Origin of the sequence: Faecalibacillus sp. H12 (genome assembly GCF_013361255.1) — a bacterium.
Lineage (GTDB): Bacteria > Bacillota_I > Bacilli_A > Erysipelotrichales > Coprobacillaceae > Faecalibacillus > Faecalibacillus intestinalis.
The window spans coordinates 1-18187 of record NZ_JABWDK010000008.1; the positions used below are offsets into that span (position 1 = coordinate 1).

Annotated in this window: 22 protein-coding genes and 1 pseudogene; 6 read left to right on the forward strand and 17 right to left on the reverse strand. The window is 29.1% G+C overall.

Annotation, left to right across the window (positions count from 1 at the left end):
- Positions 1-203: pseudogene (locus HUU89_RS07230) on the forward strand (hypothetical protein); the annotation flags it as partial.
- A gap of 12 nt (positions 204-215) precedes the next feature.
- Here the strand turns inward: HUU89_RS07230 and HUU89_RS07235 are convergent.
- Positions 216-1649 (reverse strand): LTA synthase family protein, encoded by a 1434-nt coding sequence (locus tag HUU89_RS07235; protein ID WP_175301403.1) that lies wholly within the window; start codon positions 1647-1649, stop codon positions 216-218.
- A gap of 111 nt (positions 1650-1760) precedes the next feature.
- Here HUU89_RS07235 and HUU89_RS07240 point away from each other — a divergent pair, with 111 nt between their 5' ends.
- Positions 1761-2543 carry an HAD family hydrolase gene (locus tag HUU89_RS07240; protein WP_175301404.1) on the forward strand — a complete coding sequence of 261 codons (783 nt, stop codon included), beginning with the start codon at positions 1761-1763 and terminating at the stop codon, positions 2541-2543.
- 41 nt (positions 2544-2584) lie between these two features.
- Here HUU89_RS07240 and HUU89_RS07245 read toward each other — a convergent pair whose 3' ends face one another.
- From HUU89_RS07245 to HUU89_RS07270, 6 genes are all read right to left on the reverse strand, one after another.
- Entirely contained in the window at positions 2585-2998 is a 414-nt protein-coding gene (locus HUU89_RS07245; protein WP_317992328.1) for a GNAT family N-acetyltransferase, read from the reverse strand.
- Positions 2994-3164: a hypothetical protein gene (locus HUU89_RS07250; protein WP_175301406.1), complete on the reverse strand. Its 171-nt coding sequence runs from the start codon at positions 3162-3164 to the stop codon at positions 2994-2996. Before HUU89_RS07250 ends, HUU89_RS07245 begins: the two co-directional genes overlap by 5 nt.
- Positions 3165-3246: 82 nt before the next feature.
- A complete protein-coding gene (locus HUU89_RS07255; RefSeq protein ID WP_022002571.1) occupies positions 3247-3435 on the reverse strand; it encodes a DUF951 domain-containing protein in 189 nt (62 codons plus the stop codon).
- Positions 3436-3437: 2 nt separating this feature from the next.
- Positions 3438-4286 (reverse strand): bifunctional methylenetetrahydrofolate dehydrogenase/methenyltetrahydrofolate cyclohydrolase FolD, encoded by an 849-nt coding sequence (folD, locus tag HUU89_RS07260; protein WP_032090966.1) that lies wholly within the window; start codon positions 4284-4286, stop codon positions 3438-3440.
- 90 nt (positions 4287-4376) lie between these two features.
- Positions 4377-5654 carry a PTS sugar transporter subunit IIC gene (locus HUU89_RS07265; RefSeq protein ID WP_175301407.1) on the reverse strand — a complete coding sequence of 426 codons (1278 nt, stop codon included), beginning with the start codon at positions 5652-5654 and terminating at the stop codon, positions 4377-4379.
- A 31-nt stretch (positions 5655-5685) separates the two neighbouring features.
- Entirely contained in the window at positions 5686-6297 is a 612-nt protein-coding gene (locus HUU89_RS07270) for a hypothetical protein (protein WP_032090968.1), read from the reverse strand.
- A 52-nt stretch (positions 6298-6349) separates the two neighbouring features.
- Between HUU89_RS07270 and HUU89_RS07275 the strand changes: the two genes are divergently transcribed.
- The gene (locus HUU89_RS07275) at positions 6350-7036 is read left to right on the forward strand and encodes a MurR/RpiR family transcriptional regulator (RefSeq protein ID WP_147580099.1); all 687 of its coding nucleotides are present in this window, start codon (positions 6350-6352) and stop codon (positions 7034-7036) included.
- Positions 7037-7118: 82 nt separating this feature from the next.
- Here the strand turns inward: HUU89_RS07275 and HUU89_RS07280 are convergent, their stop codons facing one another.
- The gene (locus HUU89_RS07280; RefSeq protein ID WP_147580100.1) at positions 7119-8537 is read right to left on the reverse strand and encodes an NAD(P)/FAD-dependent oxidoreductase; all 1419 of its coding nucleotides are present in this window, start codon (positions 8535-8537) and stop codon (positions 7119-7121) included.
- A 104-nt stretch (positions 8538-8641) separates the two neighbouring features.
- Positions 8642-9466 carry a histidinol-phosphatase HisJ family protein gene (locus HUU89_RS07285; protein ID WP_032090971.1) on the reverse strand — a complete coding sequence of 275 codons (825 nt, stop codon included), beginning with the start codon at positions 9464-9466 and terminating at the stop codon, positions 8642-8644.
- Between the two features lie 258 nt (positions 9467-9724).
- Here HUU89_RS07285 and ahpC point away from each other — a divergent pair, with 258 nt between their 5' ends.
- Positions 9725-10285, forward strand: coding sequence for an alkyl hydroperoxide reductase subunit C (gene ahpC, locus HUU89_RS07290; protein WP_175301408.1), 561 nt, complete (start codon positions 9725-9727; stop codon positions 10283-10285).
- A gap of 35 nt (positions 10286-10320) precedes the next feature.
- On the opposite strand, the gene HUU89_RS07295 is transcribed toward ahpC, so the two are convergent.
- Positions 10321-11460: a hypothetical protein gene (locus HUU89_RS07295; RefSeq protein WP_175301409.1), complete on the reverse strand. Its 1140-nt coding sequence runs from the start codon at positions 11458-11460 to the stop codon at positions 10321-10323.
- Between the two features lie 18 nt (positions 11461-11478).
- A complete protein-coding gene (locus HUU89_RS07300) occupies positions 11479-12438 on the reverse strand; it encodes a M28 family peptidase (RefSeq protein ID WP_175301410.1) in 960 nt (319 codons plus the stop codon).
- A 372-nt stretch (positions 12439-12810) separates the two neighbouring features.
- Between HUU89_RS07300 and HUU89_RS07305 the strand changes: the two genes are divergently transcribed.
- Together HUU89_RS07305 and HUU89_RS07310 are read left to right on the forward strand one after the other, a co-directional pair.
- The gene (locus tag HUU89_RS07305) at positions 12811-13545 is read left to right on the forward strand and encodes a MurR/RpiR family transcriptional regulator (protein ID WP_175301411.1); all 735 of its coding nucleotides are present in this window, start codon (positions 12811-12813) and stop codon (positions 13543-13545) included.
- 84 nt (positions 13546-13629) lie between these two features.
- A complete protein-coding gene (locus HUU89_RS07310; protein WP_175301412.1) occupies positions 13630-15057 on the forward strand; it encodes a 6-phospho-beta-glucosidase in 1428 nt (475 codons plus the stop codon).
- Positions 15058-15065: 8 nt separating this feature from the next.
- Here HUU89_RS07310 and HUU89_RS07315 read toward each other — a convergent pair whose 3' ends face one another.
- From HUU89_RS07315 to HUU89_RS07335, 6 genes are all read right to left on the reverse strand, one after another.
- Entirely contained in the window at positions 15066-15551 is a 486-nt protein-coding gene (locus tag HUU89_RS07315; protein ID WP_147580109.1) for an NAD(+) diphosphatase, read from the reverse strand.
- Positions 15551-16279 (reverse strand): MFS transporter, encoded by a 729-nt coding sequence (locus tag HUU89_RS07320; protein ID WP_175301413.1) that lies wholly within the window; start codon positions 16277-16279, stop codon positions 15551-15553. Before HUU89_RS07320 ends, HUU89_RS07315 begins: the two co-directional genes overlap by 1 nt.
- Positions 16280-16300: 21 nt before the next feature.
- Positions 16301-16774 carry an MFS transporter gene (locus tag HUU89_RS07325; protein ID WP_175301414.1) on the reverse strand — a complete coding sequence of 158 codons (474 nt, stop codon included), beginning with the start codon at positions 16772-16774 and terminating at the stop codon, positions 16301-16303.
- 75 nt (positions 16775-16849) lie between these two features.
- Positions 16850-17161, reverse strand: a complete 312-nt coding sequence (locus tag HUU89_RS14955) for a hypothetical protein (RefSeq protein WP_254697721.1) — start codon at positions 17159-17161, stop codon at positions 16850-16852.
- Between the two features lie 66 nt (positions 17162-17227).
- Positions 17228-17617 (reverse strand): MurR/RpiR family transcriptional regulator, encoded by a 390-nt coding sequence (locus tag HUU89_RS14960; RefSeq protein ID WP_254697722.1) that lies wholly within the window; start codon positions 17615-17617, stop codon positions 17228-17230.
- 11 nt (positions 17618-17628) lie between these two features.
- Entirely contained in the window at positions 17629-18186 is a 558-nt protein-coding gene (locus HUU89_RS07335; RefSeq protein WP_175301415.1) for a DJ-1 family glyoxalase III, read from the reverse strand.
- Between the last annotated feature and the right edge of the window lies 1 nt (position 18187).

Genomic DNA, 18187 nt, shown 5'->3' on the forward strand with positions numbered 1-18187 from the left:
TGTGTAATTTAGGAGAAATGATAGCCAGAGAAAATATAGAAAAAGGACATTCTATAGGGCTTGAACAAGGACAAAAATTGGAAAGAATTACATCGATTAAAAACTTAATGAAAAAAATGGCAATACCATTAGATAAAGCAATGGACCTATTAGATTTATCTAGTATAGAAAAAGAAGAAATGAAAAAACATTTTCAATCTTAAAAGAACGTGCACCTACACGTTCTTTTGTTTATTAATTAATATTTTACGATAAAATTGAGAATATTTAGCGACTTCACTATTAATTTTCTTTACCCCATATTTTTCTAAAAGTGTTTTTTCATCACTAAATAAGTTTGTTCCTAATCCTAGATGTTCACCTTTAATCTTGACTCCTAGACTCGCAAGAATTGTTGGATAAAAATCAAAGATAGCAAATTTTCTGTTTTTAGGTTGAAGAGGTTCAATTGCACTATTAATAAAACAATTATAAGGAGTACGTAAATAGTTTTTATCTAAGTGCTTAAAGAATTTTTCAGACATACTTTTATGATCACCCGTAATAACAATTGTTGTATTTTCATACCATTCTTGTTTTTGACACCATCTTACAAAAGCTTCCACTTGTCTTGATTGACAACTAATAACATTAGCGTATTGACTATCATATTCATGTTTACACTTGTCACAAATATATCCATCTGGTGTATGAGTATCAATTGTCACCAGTTCCATACAAAATGGTTGATTACTTTTAGCCATTTCTGTTAAATCTTCTTTCGCGAATTCAAAGACTTTTTTATCTTCAAATCCCCAAAAAACATGATAATCTTGAGGAAGTCTTCCTTCTTTCTTTAAAGAAGTTGTATCTTCTATTTTAAAATTTCCATGTTGTTTATAAAAATTAGAGGTACAACCAAAGTTAGCATCTGATCCCATTAAAATTCGATTTTGATAACCTTGTTTTTCTAATATTTCACCCAATGTATAACATCCTGATAAAAATGAAGAATTTTCATTATATTTATCTTTAGAAAGTGGAAATAAAAGTGGAATTCCCGCTTCTTGTGCAACCATTGAAGCAATAGTCCATTGTGTTCCTTCAATAGTATAAGAACCCCCTATTTTATTCGAATGTGAAAAATTAATATTTTCTTTTGCTAGCTCACCTAATTCTTTAATATAATTATTTTCTTCTTGTCCGCCATCTTCTTTAGAAAGATACGTATTTTCTACAGATTCTAAATAAATATGAATTAAATTTCTTTTTTCTTTAAATTCTAATTCAACATTTTGAGGATCCACATAATGTTCTTCATAAAGTTTAGATGTTCTAACCATATCAAAAACATACGTAATAATTTGATAATTAATTAATGCGTAAAGCAATGTTCCAAGAATTAAAATAGTAATACAAATACCTTGGTAATCAAATAAAAAAACAAGTGGTGTTTTATATAATAAAAATACTCCTATTAAAGTTGTTAAAAAGGCTGGTGGTGCACAATTTAAAAACCAATCTTTAAAAATACCTTCGTCTGTTCCATCACATGGAACCACCATGTGATAAATCATTTGATTTAAGGTTTTTACTGAAAAAGTACGATTTCCCCATAAAATACTAAAGATTACTAACATTACAATAAATAAAATTATTATTAAACTCATATCATCATTCCTTTTTATTGGTTCATTCTATCATAATTTTTTATAAAGAGCGAGAAACAAAATACCCTTTTTTTCGATTATTCGTTATAATACTTACGAAGGAGTAAAAAAATGAAAGATAGAAAATTATTATTTTTTGATATTGATGGTACATTATTGAGTGAAAAGACTCATACTGTTCCTCAAAGTGCTAAAGAAGCTTTAAAAAAAGCTAAAGAAAATGGACATCTCATTTTTATTAATACAGGTCGACCTATTTCTACAATCGATCAAGAGATTCATGATTTAAACCCTGATGGTTATATTTGTGGATGTGGAACATACATCACTTATCATGACCAAGTAATCTATCATCATCAATTATCTAAAGAAAGATGTAAAGAAATTGCATCTCTTATAAAAAAATATGAAATTGATGCTGTTTTAGAATCAAAAGATCATGTTTATTTTAATACTCATATTAAAAATTCTTTTGTTCAAGAAATTCAAGAAAGATATACAAATAATGATTTCAATGTTTCAACAAGTGAAGATCCAAATCTTTCCTTTGATAAATTTACTATTTGGTTTGATCATGATATCCAAGCTTTTAGAGATAATATTTCTCAAGATTTTGATATTATTGAACGTAGTGAAGAAATGTGGGAAATCGTACCAAAGAATCACTCAAAAGCTACAGGTATTCAAACTGTTGCGGATGATTTTAAAAGCGATTTAGATCATTGTTATGTCTTTGGAGATTCTTTCAATGATGAAAGTATGTTACGTTATGTTAAACATTCTATTGTTATGGCTAATGGTGTACAAGCTATGAAAGATATTGCTTATTTTGTGACAAAAGATATTGAAGATGATGGTATTGCTTATGCTTTAGAAAAACTTGATCTTATCTAAGATTAAAAAAGCCTGCTTGGCAGGTTTTTTCATTTATTATATTAATCTAACTTACATAACATAATGCCTGGATTTTCTTCAAATGCCTTAAATCCCATTTTTTCATAAAATCTAACCGCACGTTTATTATTTGTATCAACTAAAACACATATCCCAGGTACTTTTTCTTCTTTTAAAACTTCAAATAAAGCTTGCATTAACTTTGAACACACACCATTACCTGTATATTCTTTTAATATATCAATATGAATATGTGCTGGATATTCAGGATAAAAACGTTCTAGTTCACGATTAGCATTAGGAAATCTTTCTGCCTTTACTTCATCTAATTCTTTTAAAGTCAAATAATAAGGATATGCATTTTTTTCATAAACCTTTAAATCCTTGGCACATAAAATATAACCACACACCTCATCTAAATCATTTTTAAGTATTAAGCATATTTCTTTATCAATATAAAGCTAATGTTGCCTTTTTAGCATTATCATCTTTATATCTAGATGTTGATTGAAAAATACATACATTTTGTACTTGTTGTTTATATTTTGGTTCATATTTAATTATTTCTATTTTTTCTTTCAAAAGAAGCATTTCAAGTTCTTCCCCTTTCCTTTTTATCATTCAAATTATTAAATAAAAATAACTATATCATCAAGCTCTTAATCTTCCTAAAAAAAAGAGTATTTATGAAATTTCATAAATACTACTCTACATGTTCTACAACTTTTTTTAAACGTTTTTCAAAATCACGTCTAGAAAACATAACAATGGCATTACATCCTAAACATTTAATTTTAATATCAGCACCCATTCTTACAATCTTCCATTGATTTGATTTTTTACATGGATGTTGTTTCTTCATTTCTACAATATCATTTAATTGATAATCCATAATTATTCTCCTTGATGATGATAAAATGCTTCTAAAGTATTTTGTAATAACATTGTAATCGTCATTGGTCCAATTCCTCCTGGAACAGGAGTAATTGCATAAACTTTATCTTTCACATCTTCAAAGTCAACATCTCCACAAAGTTTATTATTTTCATCACGATTAATACCGACATCTAAAACAACAGCGCCTTCTTTAACATAGTCACTATTGATCATTTTAGCACGACCAACAGCTGCAATTAAAACATCTGCTCTTTGACAAACTTCTTTTAAATTTTTTGTTTTACTATGAGCGATTGTTACAGTAGCGTTTTTTTGTAAGCATAAAAGCGCTACTGGTTTTCCTACAATGTTACTTCTTCCCACAACAACAACTTCTTTTCCTGTTAAATCATAGTTGATTTCATCTAATAAAACCATCATTCCTTTAGGTGTACATGGTACTAAACTTCTTTGTCCTAAAAATAACTTAGCCACATTTTCTGGATGAAAACCATCTACATCTTTTGATGGATCAATGGCTTCTAAAACTTTATCTTCATTAATATGATCTGGTAAAGGTAATTGTACTAAAATTCCATCAACTGTTTCGTCTTCATTTAATTGTTTGATTTCGTTTAAAAGTTCTTCTTCACTAAAAGTTGCATCATGTGTAATTTTTAAAGAATCCATTCCTACATAAGAACATCCTCTTTCTTTATTTCTAACGTATACTTGACTTGCTTGATTTTCCCCTACTAAAATAACCGCAAGTTTTGGTAAACGATCATATTTATTTTTCATTTGTTCAACTTCTTCTTTTAATTGATCCTTGATCTTTGTTGAAATCTCTTTTCCACTAATAATCATAATATGTCCCCCTCATATTATCTATGATTATATAGGAAGAAATAGGTAAATTCAATAAAAAAGGTATAAGCCTAAGCCTATACCTCATCATTATTCACCTTCATGTTCTAAAGTATTTTTTTCATATACTTTAAAGAATGGATAGTACACAACCACAGAAATAGCAATCAATACGAACATGAAAATAACATTTCTAATATCCAATGCTGATAAGAACCCTTGTGCAAAGAATGGTGTAAATGATGGATCGACAATATAACCTAATGAAACAAGTCCCATACTTTGAACAAGATAACCAAGACCTGCCGAAAGACATGGCATGATTAGAAACGGAATTGATAAAATCGGATTTAGAACGATTGGTGTTCCAAAAATAATTGGTTCATTAATTCCACATATACCAGGCAATACACTTAAACGTCCAATTGAACGAATATGTTTTGATTTTGATTTACACATTAATAAAACAAGTCCTAATGTATTTCCTGCCCCACCTATCAATACATATCTAAACATTTGTAAGTTAATTATAGCTGTTGGTGCTTTTCCTGCATTAACAAGTTCAGCATTCACTCCGGTATTTGCGATACATAAAGCAAAAACAATTGGAAAAACAATAGAAGAACCATTAATTCCAAATAACCATAAAATATTTGAAAATAAATAAATTCCCATAAACATCCAAATATTATCTACACCTGAAATAGCTGGTGTTAAAATAGACATAATAAAATTTGGTAAGTTTTTACCTGTAGCTGCCATCAAAGCAACATTTAAACCGTATATAATAATAATGTTTGCAGCAAGTGGCAACAAACTATTTACAAAATCAGTAACTGCACTTGGGACACTTCCTGGAAAGGAAATAACAAGTTTTTGACTTACAAAACGCGAAATTTCCACAGAAACTAATGCAATAATAATAGCAACAAATAATCCATCAGCTCCTAAATAACTTGTTGAAATACCACCATCTTTTAATGGTGCTGACACCATTAAGAAAGTACACATAGCAATAATTCCATAAACAGCTGATTTCATTTGATAGCTTTCCGCTAAACAATAAGCAATACCAAAAGCAGAAATTAAGCCAACCAATCCCATTGTGTAATTATATGGTAATGTAAGTACATCATAGTTAGCAACCGCAAATTGTTTCCAACCTATTAAAGCTTTTAAAAAGATGTTTCCTGTATGTAAATCGACTAAATCTAAATTAATTGGTGGATTCGCAACAATCAAAAATAATGATCCTATAACGATTAATCCAAGTGGCATCATCATTCCTGATGAAATTGCTTGTAGGTGTCTCTGTTGTGCGAGCTTATTTGCAACAGGCTCTAATACCTTCTCTAATTTTTCTATCATTCTATATTCCCCTCAAAATATAATTTATCTATTAAAATTGCCAACCATTAAATGTAAAGGCTGTATCTACGACATTTTCTGGGTCGTATTCTTCTAAAATTTTTGCATAACGTTCTTTATAATCATTATCTACTTCCATTTGTGGAATAACTTTACTTGCTTCATGTAAGAAATGGAAAGAATCACGTCCCATTGCTTTTCCTCTTACTGTATGCTTATCTAAAGCAACATCAGGAATTTCTGGGAATTTACCCATCGCAAATGATTTAATACAAATATTTTTTAATAAATCGCTTGAACGATCTTTTTGACAGCTACATAAGTAACGAATTGCATGAATGAAATACATTGGTTGATCACCATCTGCATATTCAAAGTTTTTAGACATTTGATAGAGATTATTGACTAGAACTGCAGCCATTGGGTCTCCCATTCCAATATCTTCTACTGAAATTGTAAGTAAACGTCTCCACATTTTTTCTAATAATTGTGGTGAAGAAATATACATTTCATAAGCAAACATACATGCATCTTCTTCTTTGGCACGTCTAATTGATTTTTGCAAAGCAGAAATAACCTCATCTCCTGCATAGCCATTTTTTGTAACGATTTTTGACCAAGGGTCGTACATTGCTTTTGCCATTTTTCTTGCTCCTTTATTTTTTCTATGACATAATTATTGCGAGGTGAAACTTATGAATATTGATCATTTAAAAGATAAATTTGATTTAAATGAATTAGAAGTCTCTTTATTGGAATATATTAAGAAAAATCAAAAACAATTGAAAAATATTACCATTAGACAAATGGCAAAAGATAATTTTACATCAACTTCTGCCATCTATCGTTTATGTAATAAATTAGAATTTAGTGGTTATAGTGATATGATTTATCATCTATCTAGCAACACTCATAATAATGCTCCTGCTCAAAAATACGAAAACTATTTACCTCATTTTATTCAATTATTAAATAAACATAAAAATAGTAAAATCGTTGTTTTTGGTATGGGATTTTCAGCTCCAATTGCTGATTACATTTCACAAAGATTAACTCTTAATGGCTTTTGTACCATGAGTGTTGTTCATATGGAAATGTTGGATGCTAGTTTTCAAGACTCAACCTTTCTCATTGTCATCTCCAATTCAGGAATTACAACAAGACTTGAAGAAGTCGTTGAAACAGCTAAAAACAATCATATTGATATCATTACTTTCACAGGTAATGAAAAATCAAAAATAAGTCAGTATTCCACTTTACCTATTATCATCGGTCACTATAATCCTTTTTATCATGATAATCTTGTTCCAAACGCTTTCTTTGGACAAGTTCTCATTATTTTTGAATCTCTTCTCTATTCTTTTTTGTCCTCGAAAAAATAATATACTTTCATGTCTTCAATTAAAATAATTTGACAAGACAAAAAAACATGTTTCCATTTTTGAAACATGTTTTTCTTTTTTACTATTTAATATTTTCAACAATATGTCTTGCGACTAAGATACCATTTGCACCTGCTTGGGCAAGTCCTCTTGTAAGTCCTGCACCATCCCCAGCAACATATAAATCATCAATTTCAGATTCAAAACCATTTCTTACTTTTGGTCTTGCTGAATAGAATTTTGCTTCTACACCATATAATAAAGTATGTTCATTAGCGATACCTGGTGTTACATTATCTAACGCTTCAATCATTTCAATAATTGATTTCATTGTATTGTATGGTAACACAAGTCCTAAGTCTCCAGGTACTGCTTCTGGTAAAGTAGGCTCTGTATATCCTTCTTTTAATCTCTTATATGTTGTTCTTCTTCCTCGTTTGATATCTCCATATCTTTGAACAATAACTGAACCATTTGATAATTTATTCGCTAATCTTGAAATTTCATGAGCAAATTCATTTGGTTCATTGAATGGTTCACTAAATGTATGAGATACAAGTAAAGCAAAGTTTGTATTTTTACTTCCAAGTTTTGGATCATGATAAGCATGTCCATTCGCAAGCATTGTTCCACTATGGTTTTCAATAACAACATGACCACTAGGATTTGAACAGAAAGTTCTTACTTTTGTTCCTACTGAAGTATTGTAAACAAATTTACCTTCATATAAGTTCTTATTAATTTCTTCCATAACAATATTGCTTGTTTCGACACGAACACCAATATCTACTTGATTATTATAAAGTTTTAATCCTTGATTTGATAAAACTTTTGTAAGCCATGCTGAACCATCTCTACCTGGTGCTAAAACAACTTTTTTAGCGTGAATTGTTTGTCCATTTTCTAAAACAATTCCTGTTGCATGATGGTCTTCTACAAGAATATCTTGAACAGATGTTTTAAATTGTAAATCCATATGTTGTTTTAATTCATTAGACATTTCTGTCATAATTCTTAAGTTTTCTTCTGTACCTAAATGTCTTACTTTTGCTCTTAAAAGTTTTAACCCAACAGCATATCCACGGTGTTCAATTTCTTTTACTTTATCTGTTGTTGGATCTGTAATTTCTTTAGTAGCTCCATGTTTTAAATAAAGGTTATCTACATAATGAATGACATCTTCTACTTCATCATTACTTAAGTAATCAGTTAACCAACCACCGAATTCACTTGTAATATTAAATTTACCATCAGAGTAAGCACCCGCTCCACCAAAACCATCAGTAATAGAACACGCTGGGATACATCCAGGTTCACGATCTTTATGAACTGGACAATGTTTAATTTTTTTATCTTTAATAGGACAATGTCTATTCATAACGTCATGTCCTTTATCTATAAGTAATACTTCTAATTCAGGATTTTTTAAATATAATTCGTAACATGTCATAATTCCTGCTGGACCTGCACCAACAACGATTACATCATAATTTTCTTTCACTTTTTTCTCCTTCAATTTCCAAAAATATCCAAACCTTTCACATTATAGACGACTCTTTCTTATATCGCAAGTATTTACATGTTTTTTTATTTCGCAAAATGTTTTTATAGTTGATGAAAGATTGGTTTCATTTTTTCAAATGTACAAAAAGAATCAAAACCTATTTCTTTTAATAATTCTTTTGCTTCATCAATATAAGCTCCTAAATGTTCTGGCTTATGACTATCACTACCAATCGTAATAATCTTTCCACCTAATTCTTTATAAAGTTTTAAAATATCTCTCGAAGGTGTTGAATCCTTTAAACCATAACGATGACTTGAAGTATTAATTTCAATACCTTTACCATCTTGAATCACAGTTTTTAATATTTCTGTAATTATTGATTTTACTTTTTCAAAAGGATAATTGCCAATTTCATCATAACGTGTCATCAAATCCAAATGACCTAACACACTATAATTTTTATACTTTTTAACCACATTCAACATTTCTTGATAATAACCTTCTATATATTCTTGTTGTGATTTTTCTTTTTGATAATCTTGTGTCCAAAATTCTTGATTATTGACTTGATGGATAGATAAAATGATAAAATCAAAATCATATTGTTCATAAAGTTTTTGATAACGTGGTATTGTATGAACTTGTACACCAAATTCCATACCTTGTCTAATTGTAATGTTAGGATATTTTTTTCTTAAACTTTCAATTTCTTTAAAATACTTTGGATAGTCTACATTTACTTGCGGTTGTCCGTAAAGGTACTCTATCGGACCTTCATCCCAATCTTTTTTGATTCCATAATCCACATGATCTGTAAAACAAATCTCGTCCATCTTCATCTTAATCGCATCTTTAATGACATCTTCCATTAAATAAGTGCTGTCATCACTATAATTTGTATGTACATGATAATCACAATACATTTTATCATCACCTCATCTTATTTTAACAAGTTTATAAACACAAAAAAAGCCTCTCGGCTCTCTTTGATATATAATTGGGAAGGGAATATGAAAAACTATTCATATTGTAAAAGATTGTTTTATCTTTTACATATTTAATATACCCAGCTTTTGTGAACTCTATGCAACTTTTTTGTGTCAAACATGTAAAGAATTATTGTGAATTATGTGATGATAATCTTAAGTTTTTATTCACATACTTTAGATGGAGGTGATTTTGTGTCTTTACTTTATAAAGAAGTAGATGATTTTGAAGTTTATGCTTATCATCAAAAACAATTTAAGAAAGTCACAAAGAAGGATTTACTAGGAAAATGGACTTTATTTTTCTTTTATCCTGCTGACTTTACTTTTGTCTGTCCTACTGAATTAGAAGATCTACAAGAAAAATATCAAGAATTTAAGAAAGTGAACTGTGAAATTTATGCCATTTCTACAGATACCCATTTTGCTCATAAGACATGGCATGATATTTCTAAAAACATTTCTAAAATAGAATATCCAATGATTGGCGATCCTACACATTCACTTACCTATGATTTTGATGTCTTTGATGAAAATGATGGTTTAGCTCAAAGAGGAAGTTTTATTATTGATCCTGAAGGTAAAATCGTTGTCTATGAAGTCAATGCTGGAAATGTTGGTAGAAATGCTGATGAACTTTTAAGACGTTTACATGCCTGTCAATTTGTATATGAACATGGAGATAATGTTTGTCCTGCTAAATGGAAATTAGGTGAAAAGACGATTCAAACAACTATTGAAAATATTGGTAAATAGAAAATGACTGTTTTTTAACAGTCATTTTCTATATCTTAGTATTCTAAAAGCTTATTGGTTAATTCATTCATTGCTTGAATTACTTGTGTAACCTCTTCATTTAAATATACTTCTTGATTTTTGATTTCTTCTTGATAAATATTAATTTCATCTGCAAAATCAGGATTTTCTTGTTCTGCTTTTTCAAAGATTCCTAATAAAGCAGGATATGTTTTAGCAAATTTAAATTGTCTATTTGTTGTCCAAAATACATTATTTGGATTTGTTTCTTCACTTAATCTTCTTTGTGCTCTTAAGTTTGATTCTACAGAGAAATCATAAAAACCATATTCAGATCCACCATTTATATGCCAAGCTAAATCTAAAGCTCCATCTTTATCATTAGAAATATTACCTTTTTCTAATGCTTGAATAATATCATTGAATAATTCAATATTTTCTTGATATTGTGCAAATGATGTTGTAATCGTAGAAGATAATTCAATACCAATAAAATGATCTTGAATATACTTAAAAGCTTCATGAAGCTTAAGATTTAATTCTCTTCCTTCTTTTCTAAGAGCATCCTTTTCTTTTTCAGTTTTAGCATTTGCAAAACGTTTATTTATATTTTCAATTTTTTTATTTACTTTAACTGTAGCTTTCTTTAAAGAATTTAAAGATTGATTATATTGACCTACATCAATTCCTGCTTTTTTAGCAATATCTTCATTTAATACATTTAAATCATCGACCGCCGCTGTTAAATCCAACTTCATAACAGGGGCTTGATCTAACCAAATAGCAAGCATTCCATATGTATTGATATTAGTTGTCATAACTTCACGTGAATAAGTTGAAGGATTATCTGATTTTGTATGATAATGCATTTGAATCCATCCTTTTTCTCCTTCAGATGTTCCTGGAACATTCACAAAATAAGGAACCCCAGCATGACGATAAGAAACACCATCTTCCATTGTATTTGCATCTACAGAAGTGTCATTGATTCCTTTAGGATAAATATTGTCTTCTGGATCAATTGCAATTTCATTTACAAATTGTTTAACTGCTGAGGCATATTCTGGAACACAAGATATTTCCATTTTACTAGCTCCATCATAAAATGCTGGTAATTCAAAATTAAGCATTGCTATTGTTTTCTGTGCCCATTCTGGATGAACTGTATTAATCATTTCCCAAGCACCTGTTGTCTAATCATATTCAGTATTAGCTGCACCCCATTCTTCTGAACCATGTGCAATAAATAAAATATCATTTTCAGGTGTATAATTACTTTCTTTCATTGCTTTAGCAATAGCCATAATTAAACCAATCGCACAACTATCATCTTGAAATGATCTAAAATAAATATCATAATGACCAGAAATAATAATTTGTTGTTTTGAAGATTTACCTGGTATCTTTCCTACAACATTGTATGAAACACCATCATCTAAAGAATAGTCATTATCTATTTTTAGTGTTGTTTTATTATTTCCAGCTTTTAATGCTTTTTTTATACTTTTATAATTATTTTTTGAAATAGCCACCGTTGGAATTAAGTCATCACAACATACATCCTGTACATTAATTTGATCATCATCATAAGTTCCATAACCGCCATTATCATACGTCACTAATGCTGCTGCTTTATGTAAAGCGGCTTCTTCCATATACATATCGATCCAAGCTACATTAAATTGATCTACACCAGCAAGAACAATCTTACCTTCAACATCTTTTCCTTCATAATCTGCTGCTGTTCCATTACCAACATCAACCATTTCAGCAACAATTCCTTCTTTTGAAGTTCCTGATAACTGATAAGATGCTGGCATCATTTGAATATCTGTTCCTTCTATTTTTAAAGAAGCTGAGTTAAATTGCCATTTATCTACAGTCACAGGAATTTTTTCTGTTTCTAATCCAATTTTTCCCATTTCCTTTTCAATATAATCAGCTGCTTTATGTTCAGCATCTGATCCTGCAGAACGATATCCTAACTCATTAGATAATAAATCATCATCTTCTGCTAATGCTTTAGAAATGTTGTAAGCATACTTTGCATCAACATTCTCTAAATAATGCTCCATTGTTGTCTTTTTAGGATTACACCCAGTCAATGAAACCATCATTGTTAAAACAATCAATAAACTTATCCTTTTTTTCATTCTCTATTTCCTCCCAAACAATAAAAAAGACAGATGTTTATACACACCTGTCTCATCATATTTTGAACTATCTGTAACAGAAATCCTACTTACTGACCATTTCATAAGGTATATATAAACACTTTACAAAACTGAGCTTTTAACTCAATCAATAAGGGCATATGCCCTTCCGTATTCCACTAAATACGGTTCTTGTCTCTTCAACAAGTCTTCGGCATCTGACCCGGCCGTCCGTGTAGCCTTTAGCATATTGCTGGTCATTCTGTACAGATTTTTGTACGAAATTTATATTACATAAGTTTATTGATAAAATCAATATTATTTAATAAATTTTAAAATATGTTAAAATTGTATTGAAGGGAGGAAATAATCATGTTGCTTGATAAGTTAAATATTATTTTAAATTCTAACGATGAATTTTCTCCTAAATATATTATTAGTTCATTTGTTAAAAATAATCTTTATGAAATTCCTTCAATGTCTATTGATGCTATTGCCCTTTCATGTCATACATCGAAAAGTCAAATTTCTAAATATGTAAAATCTTTAGGTTATGAAACTATGAAAGATTTTAAAGATGCTTGTTTAGATAATATTTCTAGTATAGAAAGAACCAATAAAACCTTATTTTCATTACAGAATAGTATAGAAAAACAATTTTCATCTTTTACAAATCACATCCTTGATGAATTACATTATACAATGAATCAAATTGATGAAATCAATTTATTAAAATTAGTAAATGATATAAAGAAAAGTAAACGTATCTTTGTTTATGGTCATGGTCATGCAAGAACTCTTTGTACCTATATTCAAAATGAACTTTCTGCAAAACAAAAAGAAACTATTATCTGTGATGTTGATTTTGAAAAAGAATATAATTTTCAAGATAGTGATCTTCTTTTACTCATTAGTATCAATGGAAATACGTTTTACTTTGATAAAAGAGTGGTGCATCATATTTTAAAGTGTTCAGTTAATACATGGCTGATTAGTTGTAAAGATAATATAAACTTTTCAAAGAACTATTTATATATTCCAACATTAAATGATAAATATAATGATTATTTATTAAGACATATTCTTGATTTTATCTTGATGTATTAAGTTTCCATTTTGGAAACTTTTTTATTTAATTTCTATATATTTTCTATAATACCTTTGTAATTAAAAGTAAAGGAGAAACAACAAATGGGATTTAGAAAAGATTTTTTATGGGGTGGTGCGACAGCCGCCAATCAATGTGAAGGTGGAGCAAATGAAGGAAACAGAGGTGTTGCTAATGTAGATCTTATGCCTTTAGGTGAAGATCGTTATTTAGTTGGTACTGGTAAAATGAAAATGTATGATTTTGATGATCAACATTTTTATCCAGCTTTAACTGCTGTTGATTTTTATCATCATTATAAAGAAGATATTGCTTTATTTGGTGAAATGGGATTTAAAACTTTTCGTTTATCTATTGCTTGGACACGTATTTTCCCAAATGGTAATGAAGAAAAACCAAATGAAGCAGGATTAAAATATTATGAAGATATTTTTAGAGAATGCCATAAATATGGTATTGAACCTCTTGTTACTATTAATCATTTTGATTGTCCAATGTATTTAATTAAAAAAATCGGTGGTTGGCGAAGTAGAGAAATGATTAATTATTTCTACAAGCTTTGTAAAACTTTATTTATTAGATACAAAGGATTAGTTAAATATTGGTTGACTTTTAATGAAATCAATATGATTTTACATTTTCCTTTTGTCGCTGCTGGTCTTTGTTTTGAAGAAGGTGAAAATGAAACACAAGCTATGATTACAGCTGTTCATCATCAACTTCTAGCAAGTGCCATGGCCACAAAACTTGCTCATGAAATAGATTCAAATAATCAAATTGGTTGTATGTTAGCTGCTGGTTCTTATTATCCAGAAACATGTAAACCAGAAGATTATTGGAAAGCAATTTGTGATAATCGAGAAGTCTATATGTTTGCAGATGTTCAAGCAAGAGGTTATTATCATAATTATGCATTAAAATGGCTTGAAGAAAGAAATGCATCTATTCCTTTTGTAAAAGGAGATAAAGAACTATTAAAAGAAAATACCGTGGATTTTGTAAGTTTCTCATATTATTCATCAAGAGTAAGTAGTAGTGATTTATCTAAAGGAAAACAATCAGAAAGTAATATTTTTTCTTCTGCTAAAAATCCTTATTTAAAAGAAAGTGATTGGGGTTGGGCTATTGATCCTTTAGGATTTAGAAGTACTCTTAATGAACTCTATGATCGTTATCAAAAACCATTATTTGTTGTAGAAAATGGTTTAGGAGCGAAAGATATTATTGAACAAGATGGTTCTATTCATGATGATTACCGTATTGATTATTTAAGACAACATATTCATAACATGAAAGATGCTGTTGAAAAAGATGGAGTTGATTTGATAGGTTATACAACTTGGGGATGTATTGATTTAGTTTCTAATGGTACAGGTGAAGTTAAAAAAAGATATGGATTTATTTATGTAGATCGAGATAATTTAGGAAATGGAACTTATCAAAGAATTAAAAAGGATTCATTTTATTGGTATAAAAAAGTCATTGAAACAAATGGAGAAGATTTGTATTAAAAAAACAGCTAATGCTGTTTTTTTAAATATCTTTCTAAAAATGAATGAGCAAGAGAGCCTTGTTTGATTTGTTTTCTTGCTTCTTCAATTGAATACCAATGAGCTTCATCAACTTCATTTGTCAGTTTAAAATCTTCACTGTCAACAACAACTGCATAATTATGCATTAAAGTATTTGATGGTTGATAGTATTCATTATCATTATATGTATAATCAACTACATTTAAATTCACTTCTTCTTTAATTTCTCTAATCAATGTTTCTTTAGCGTTTTCACCTTTTGTAATATATCCAGCTACTAATACATTGAAATCTTTTCCATATTGTTTAATAAGCAAAATCTTATCTTTTGTAGGATTAAAGATAATCGTTGAAATTGCACTATTGAACATTGGAAAACGAAATTGTTTACATGTTGGACAATAAGGCACAAGTCCATCTATGCCACATTCTTTTTCTATAAGTTTAGTTCCACATTCACTACAATATTTCATTATTTATCACCTACGCCATTATAACGTAAACAAATAATAACTAACAATATTAAATTTATAAGATGAAAACATAAAGCGATAATAAAAACAATTTGATAACTTTGTGTAAAATCATATAAATAACCAATTAATGTTAATGAACTGGCACTTCCTACATTTGTAAGAAAACCAATAACAGAATAAGTTCTTGCATAGTTTTCATTTCCAAAGAAATAACGTGTTAACATCGGAATCCCTACAGCACCCACAGAATAAATAGAACCAAACATCAATGAACCGATATAAAGTAAAAGCGTTTCTTGATGAATCACTCCCAAAAATAATAGAACTAAAGAAAGACAATTTATTAGAATCATCATGATTACTGCTTTTATAGGACTTAATAAATCACTTAAAAATCCAATTAATAATTTAGTACTAATATTGCCTATCATGGTAAATGACATGAAAGTTGATCCGATAGTAACTGATAAATGAATACTTACAGCAATACCTGATAGATGTTGAGAAATCCCTGTAATTGAAGTATGTAAAAGAGTAAATAAACACATACAAAGGAAACTGATGGTTAGTAACTTTATTTTATTATTTTGAACTTTAGTTGTTTCTTTTCTATTTTGATAACCATAAGGTAGTAAATGTTCTTTTCGAGGATCAATATTCCAAGGAACAATTAATGCTGGAAGAACTAAAACAAGAATACAGATAGCCATGAAACGATAAGTCATTTGCTAACCATAACAAGTAATTCATGAACTTAATAAAGGTGAAAAGATAGCCCCTGAAAGTCCACTAAAACTTAATGCTAAACTCGTCGCTAAGCCATGTTTTTTATCAAACCAATTTGTAATAACAACTGTAATAGGAACCATTCCATAAATACCTACACCGATTCCTCTTAAAATACCTAAAATATAAAATAAATAAACAGATGTACTATAAGACATCAACCAAGTTGCACCACTTGATAAAATAACACCTATTAGTAAGACCTCTTTATAGAAATATTTTTTAATCACTTTTGATATCTTTAATGAAGTTAATGCTGTCGCTAAAGTTGAAAGTGTGGCATGCATCGCAAAAGTTCCTTTTAACACTTTTAAACTTTTAGCTACAGGTGTATAAAAAACACCTATCGCATTGGTACATAAACCAATAGAACTGGCTGCTAAACAACACATAAAAAAAACAATCATCCAATGTTTATAACTTTTATTGATCATAATTTTCACCTCAATAAAAACATATAACTTTATAATCTCTAACGCATTAGATTTCCTAAATTAAGAAAAGGAGGATCAAATCCTCCTTGCATATTCTTGAGCTATTAAACTTGCAATAAATTGTAATTGATAAGGGTGACTGTTTTGATCTCGTTTAGAATCAAAGGTAATCACATGATCAATAAAATCTGGATAACTTTCTTGTTTACTTGAAATCAACCAAATTTGTGGTTTCTTTAATTTATTCTTTAAAGTGCTTATATCAGGATAATCAAAATAACATCCTGTATAAGAAAAGATAATCAATAAATCATCTTCATTGGTTGATGAAATATATTGTAATTGTTGCTTATAGGAAATATGTGAATAAGTTTGTTTCCCTAACATCAATAAATCACTTTGTAAATTAAAAGCAACTGCTCCTGCTTTTAATAAACCAAAGATACCTACTTGTTAATATTTTTGGATTTCTTTGCATAATGCATTTATTTGTTGCATATCTATTGATTTTTCTACCATTGTAATACTTTCTTTAACTTTTAAACTATATTCTTCTAAACGATTTTTAGCCTTAGAAGATGAAGAATATTGTTCAAAATTCATCTTTATTGAAATCAATAACTCTCTCAATTCATTAAAATCATTTAATCCTATTTCCTTACAAAACCTTGAAATAGAACTCATCGCTACAGAACATTCCTTTGCCATCTCTTGAATACCAATATCCTTAATATCATCTAAATGATTTAATAAATACGTTGCAATTTGACTATTCGTTGAATCTTTCTTTTCACTCGCTAAAGTACTAAAAAAACAATCGGTAACTTTCCATAAAGCATACAATCACTCTCTTTCTATCTTCCTCCAGCAAAATTATACATTAGTCTTTCTTTCATTTCAGTAACATCCTTACCAAAGACTTCTAAAATTTTAAAAGCAAAAGGATAAGGATAAGGTGTTGCTGGTCCTTGACTCGTTACAATGTTTTGATCAAAAACAGCGACTTCATTTACAAAATCTCCACTTACAAGTTTATCTTGATAACCTGTATATCCTGTTACTTTTTTACCTTTAATGACATTGGCTTTTTCTAACACAACTGTTCCTGAACACATTGCTGCTATATATTGATGATGCTCATTAAAATATTGAACAAGTGAAATCACATCTTGATTTTCTAATAAATTTTGACCACCAGGTCTTCCTCCAGGTAAAACAAGCATATCATAATTTTTAATTTCATCATTAAAAAGCTTATCTGCTTTAACATACATATCATGCATTCCTCTTACAAATTCTTCATTAAAACTAAACGTATGACATTCTAATCCCCCTCGACGAAGTAAATCCACAATTGTTAATGTTTCTCCTTCTTCATATCCTTCAGCCATTAATACTGCAACACGTCCCATT

Bases quoted from the DNA above. Each gene is read 5' to 3' on its own strand.
- HUU89_RS07235 (WP_175301403.1), bottom strand. From the start codon at position 1,649: ATGAGTTTAATAATAATTTTATTTATTGTAATGTTAGTAATCTTTAGT.
- HUU89_RS07240 (WP_175301404.1), top strand. From the start codon at position 1,761: ATGAAAGATAGAAAATTATTATTTTTTGATATTGATGGTACATTATTG.
- HUU89_RS07250 (WP_175301406.1), bottom strand. From the start codon at position 3,164: ATGATAAAAAGGAAAGGGGAAGAACTTGAAATGCTTCTTTTGAAAGAA.
- HUU89_RS07255 (WP_022002571.1), bottom strand. From the start codon at position 3,435: ATGGATTATCAATTAAATGATATTGTAGAAATGAAGAAACAACATCCA.
- folD (WP_032090966.1), bottom strand. From the start codon at position 4,286: ATGATTATTAGTGGAAAAGAGATTTCAACAAAGATCAAGGATCAATTA.
- HUU89_RS07265 (WP_175301407.1), bottom strand. From the start codon at position 5,654: ATGATAGAAAAATTAGAGAAGGTATTAGAGCCTGTTGCAAATAAGCTC.
- HUU89_RS07270 (WP_032090968.1), bottom strand. From the start codon at position 6,297: ATGGCAAAAGCAATGTACGACCCTTGGTCAAAAATCGTTACAAAAAAT.
- HUU89_RS07275 (WP_147580099.1), top strand. From the start codon at position 6,350: ATGAATATTGATCATTTAAAAGATAAATTTGATTTAAATGAATTAGAA.
- HUU89_RS07285 (WP_032090971.1), bottom strand. From the start codon at position 9,466: ATGTATTGTGATTATCATGTACATACAAATTATAGTGATGACAGCACT.
- HUU89_RS07295 (WP_175301409.1), bottom strand. From the start codon at position 11,460: ATGATTAATACAGTTCATCCAGAATGGGCACAGAAAACAATAGCAATG.
- HUU89_RS07300 (WP_175301410.1), bottom strand. From the start codon at position 12,438: ATGAAAAAAAGGATAAGTTTATTGATTGTTTTAACAATGATGGTTTCA.
- HUU89_RS07305 (WP_175301411.1), top strand. From the start codon at position 12,811: ATGTTGCTTGATAAGTTAAATATTATTTTAAATTCTAACGATGAATTT.
- HUU89_RS07310 (WP_175301412.1), top strand. From the start codon at position 13,630: ATGGGATTTAGAAAAGATTTTTTATGGGGTGGTGCGACAGCCGCCAAT.
- HUU89_RS07315 (WP_147580109.1), bottom strand. From the start codon at position 15,551: ATGAAATATTGTAGTGAATGTGGAACTAAACTTATAGAAAAAGAATGT.
- HUU89_RS07320 (WP_175301413.1), bottom strand. From the start codon at position 16,279: ATGACTTATCGTTTCATGGCTATCTGTATTCTTGTTTTAGTTCTTCCA.
- HUU89_RS07325 (WP_175301414.1), bottom strand. From the start codon at position 16,774: ATGATCAATAAAAGTTATAAACATTGGATGATTGTTTTTTTTATGTGT.
- HUU89_RS14955 (WP_254697721.1), bottom strand. From the start codon at position 17,161: ATGTTAGGGAAACAAACTTATTCACATATTTCCTATAAGCAACAATTA.
- HUU89_RS07335 (WP_175301415.1), bottom strand. From the start codon at position 18,186: ATGGGACGTGTTGCAGTATTAATGGCTGAAGGATATGAAGAAGGAGAA.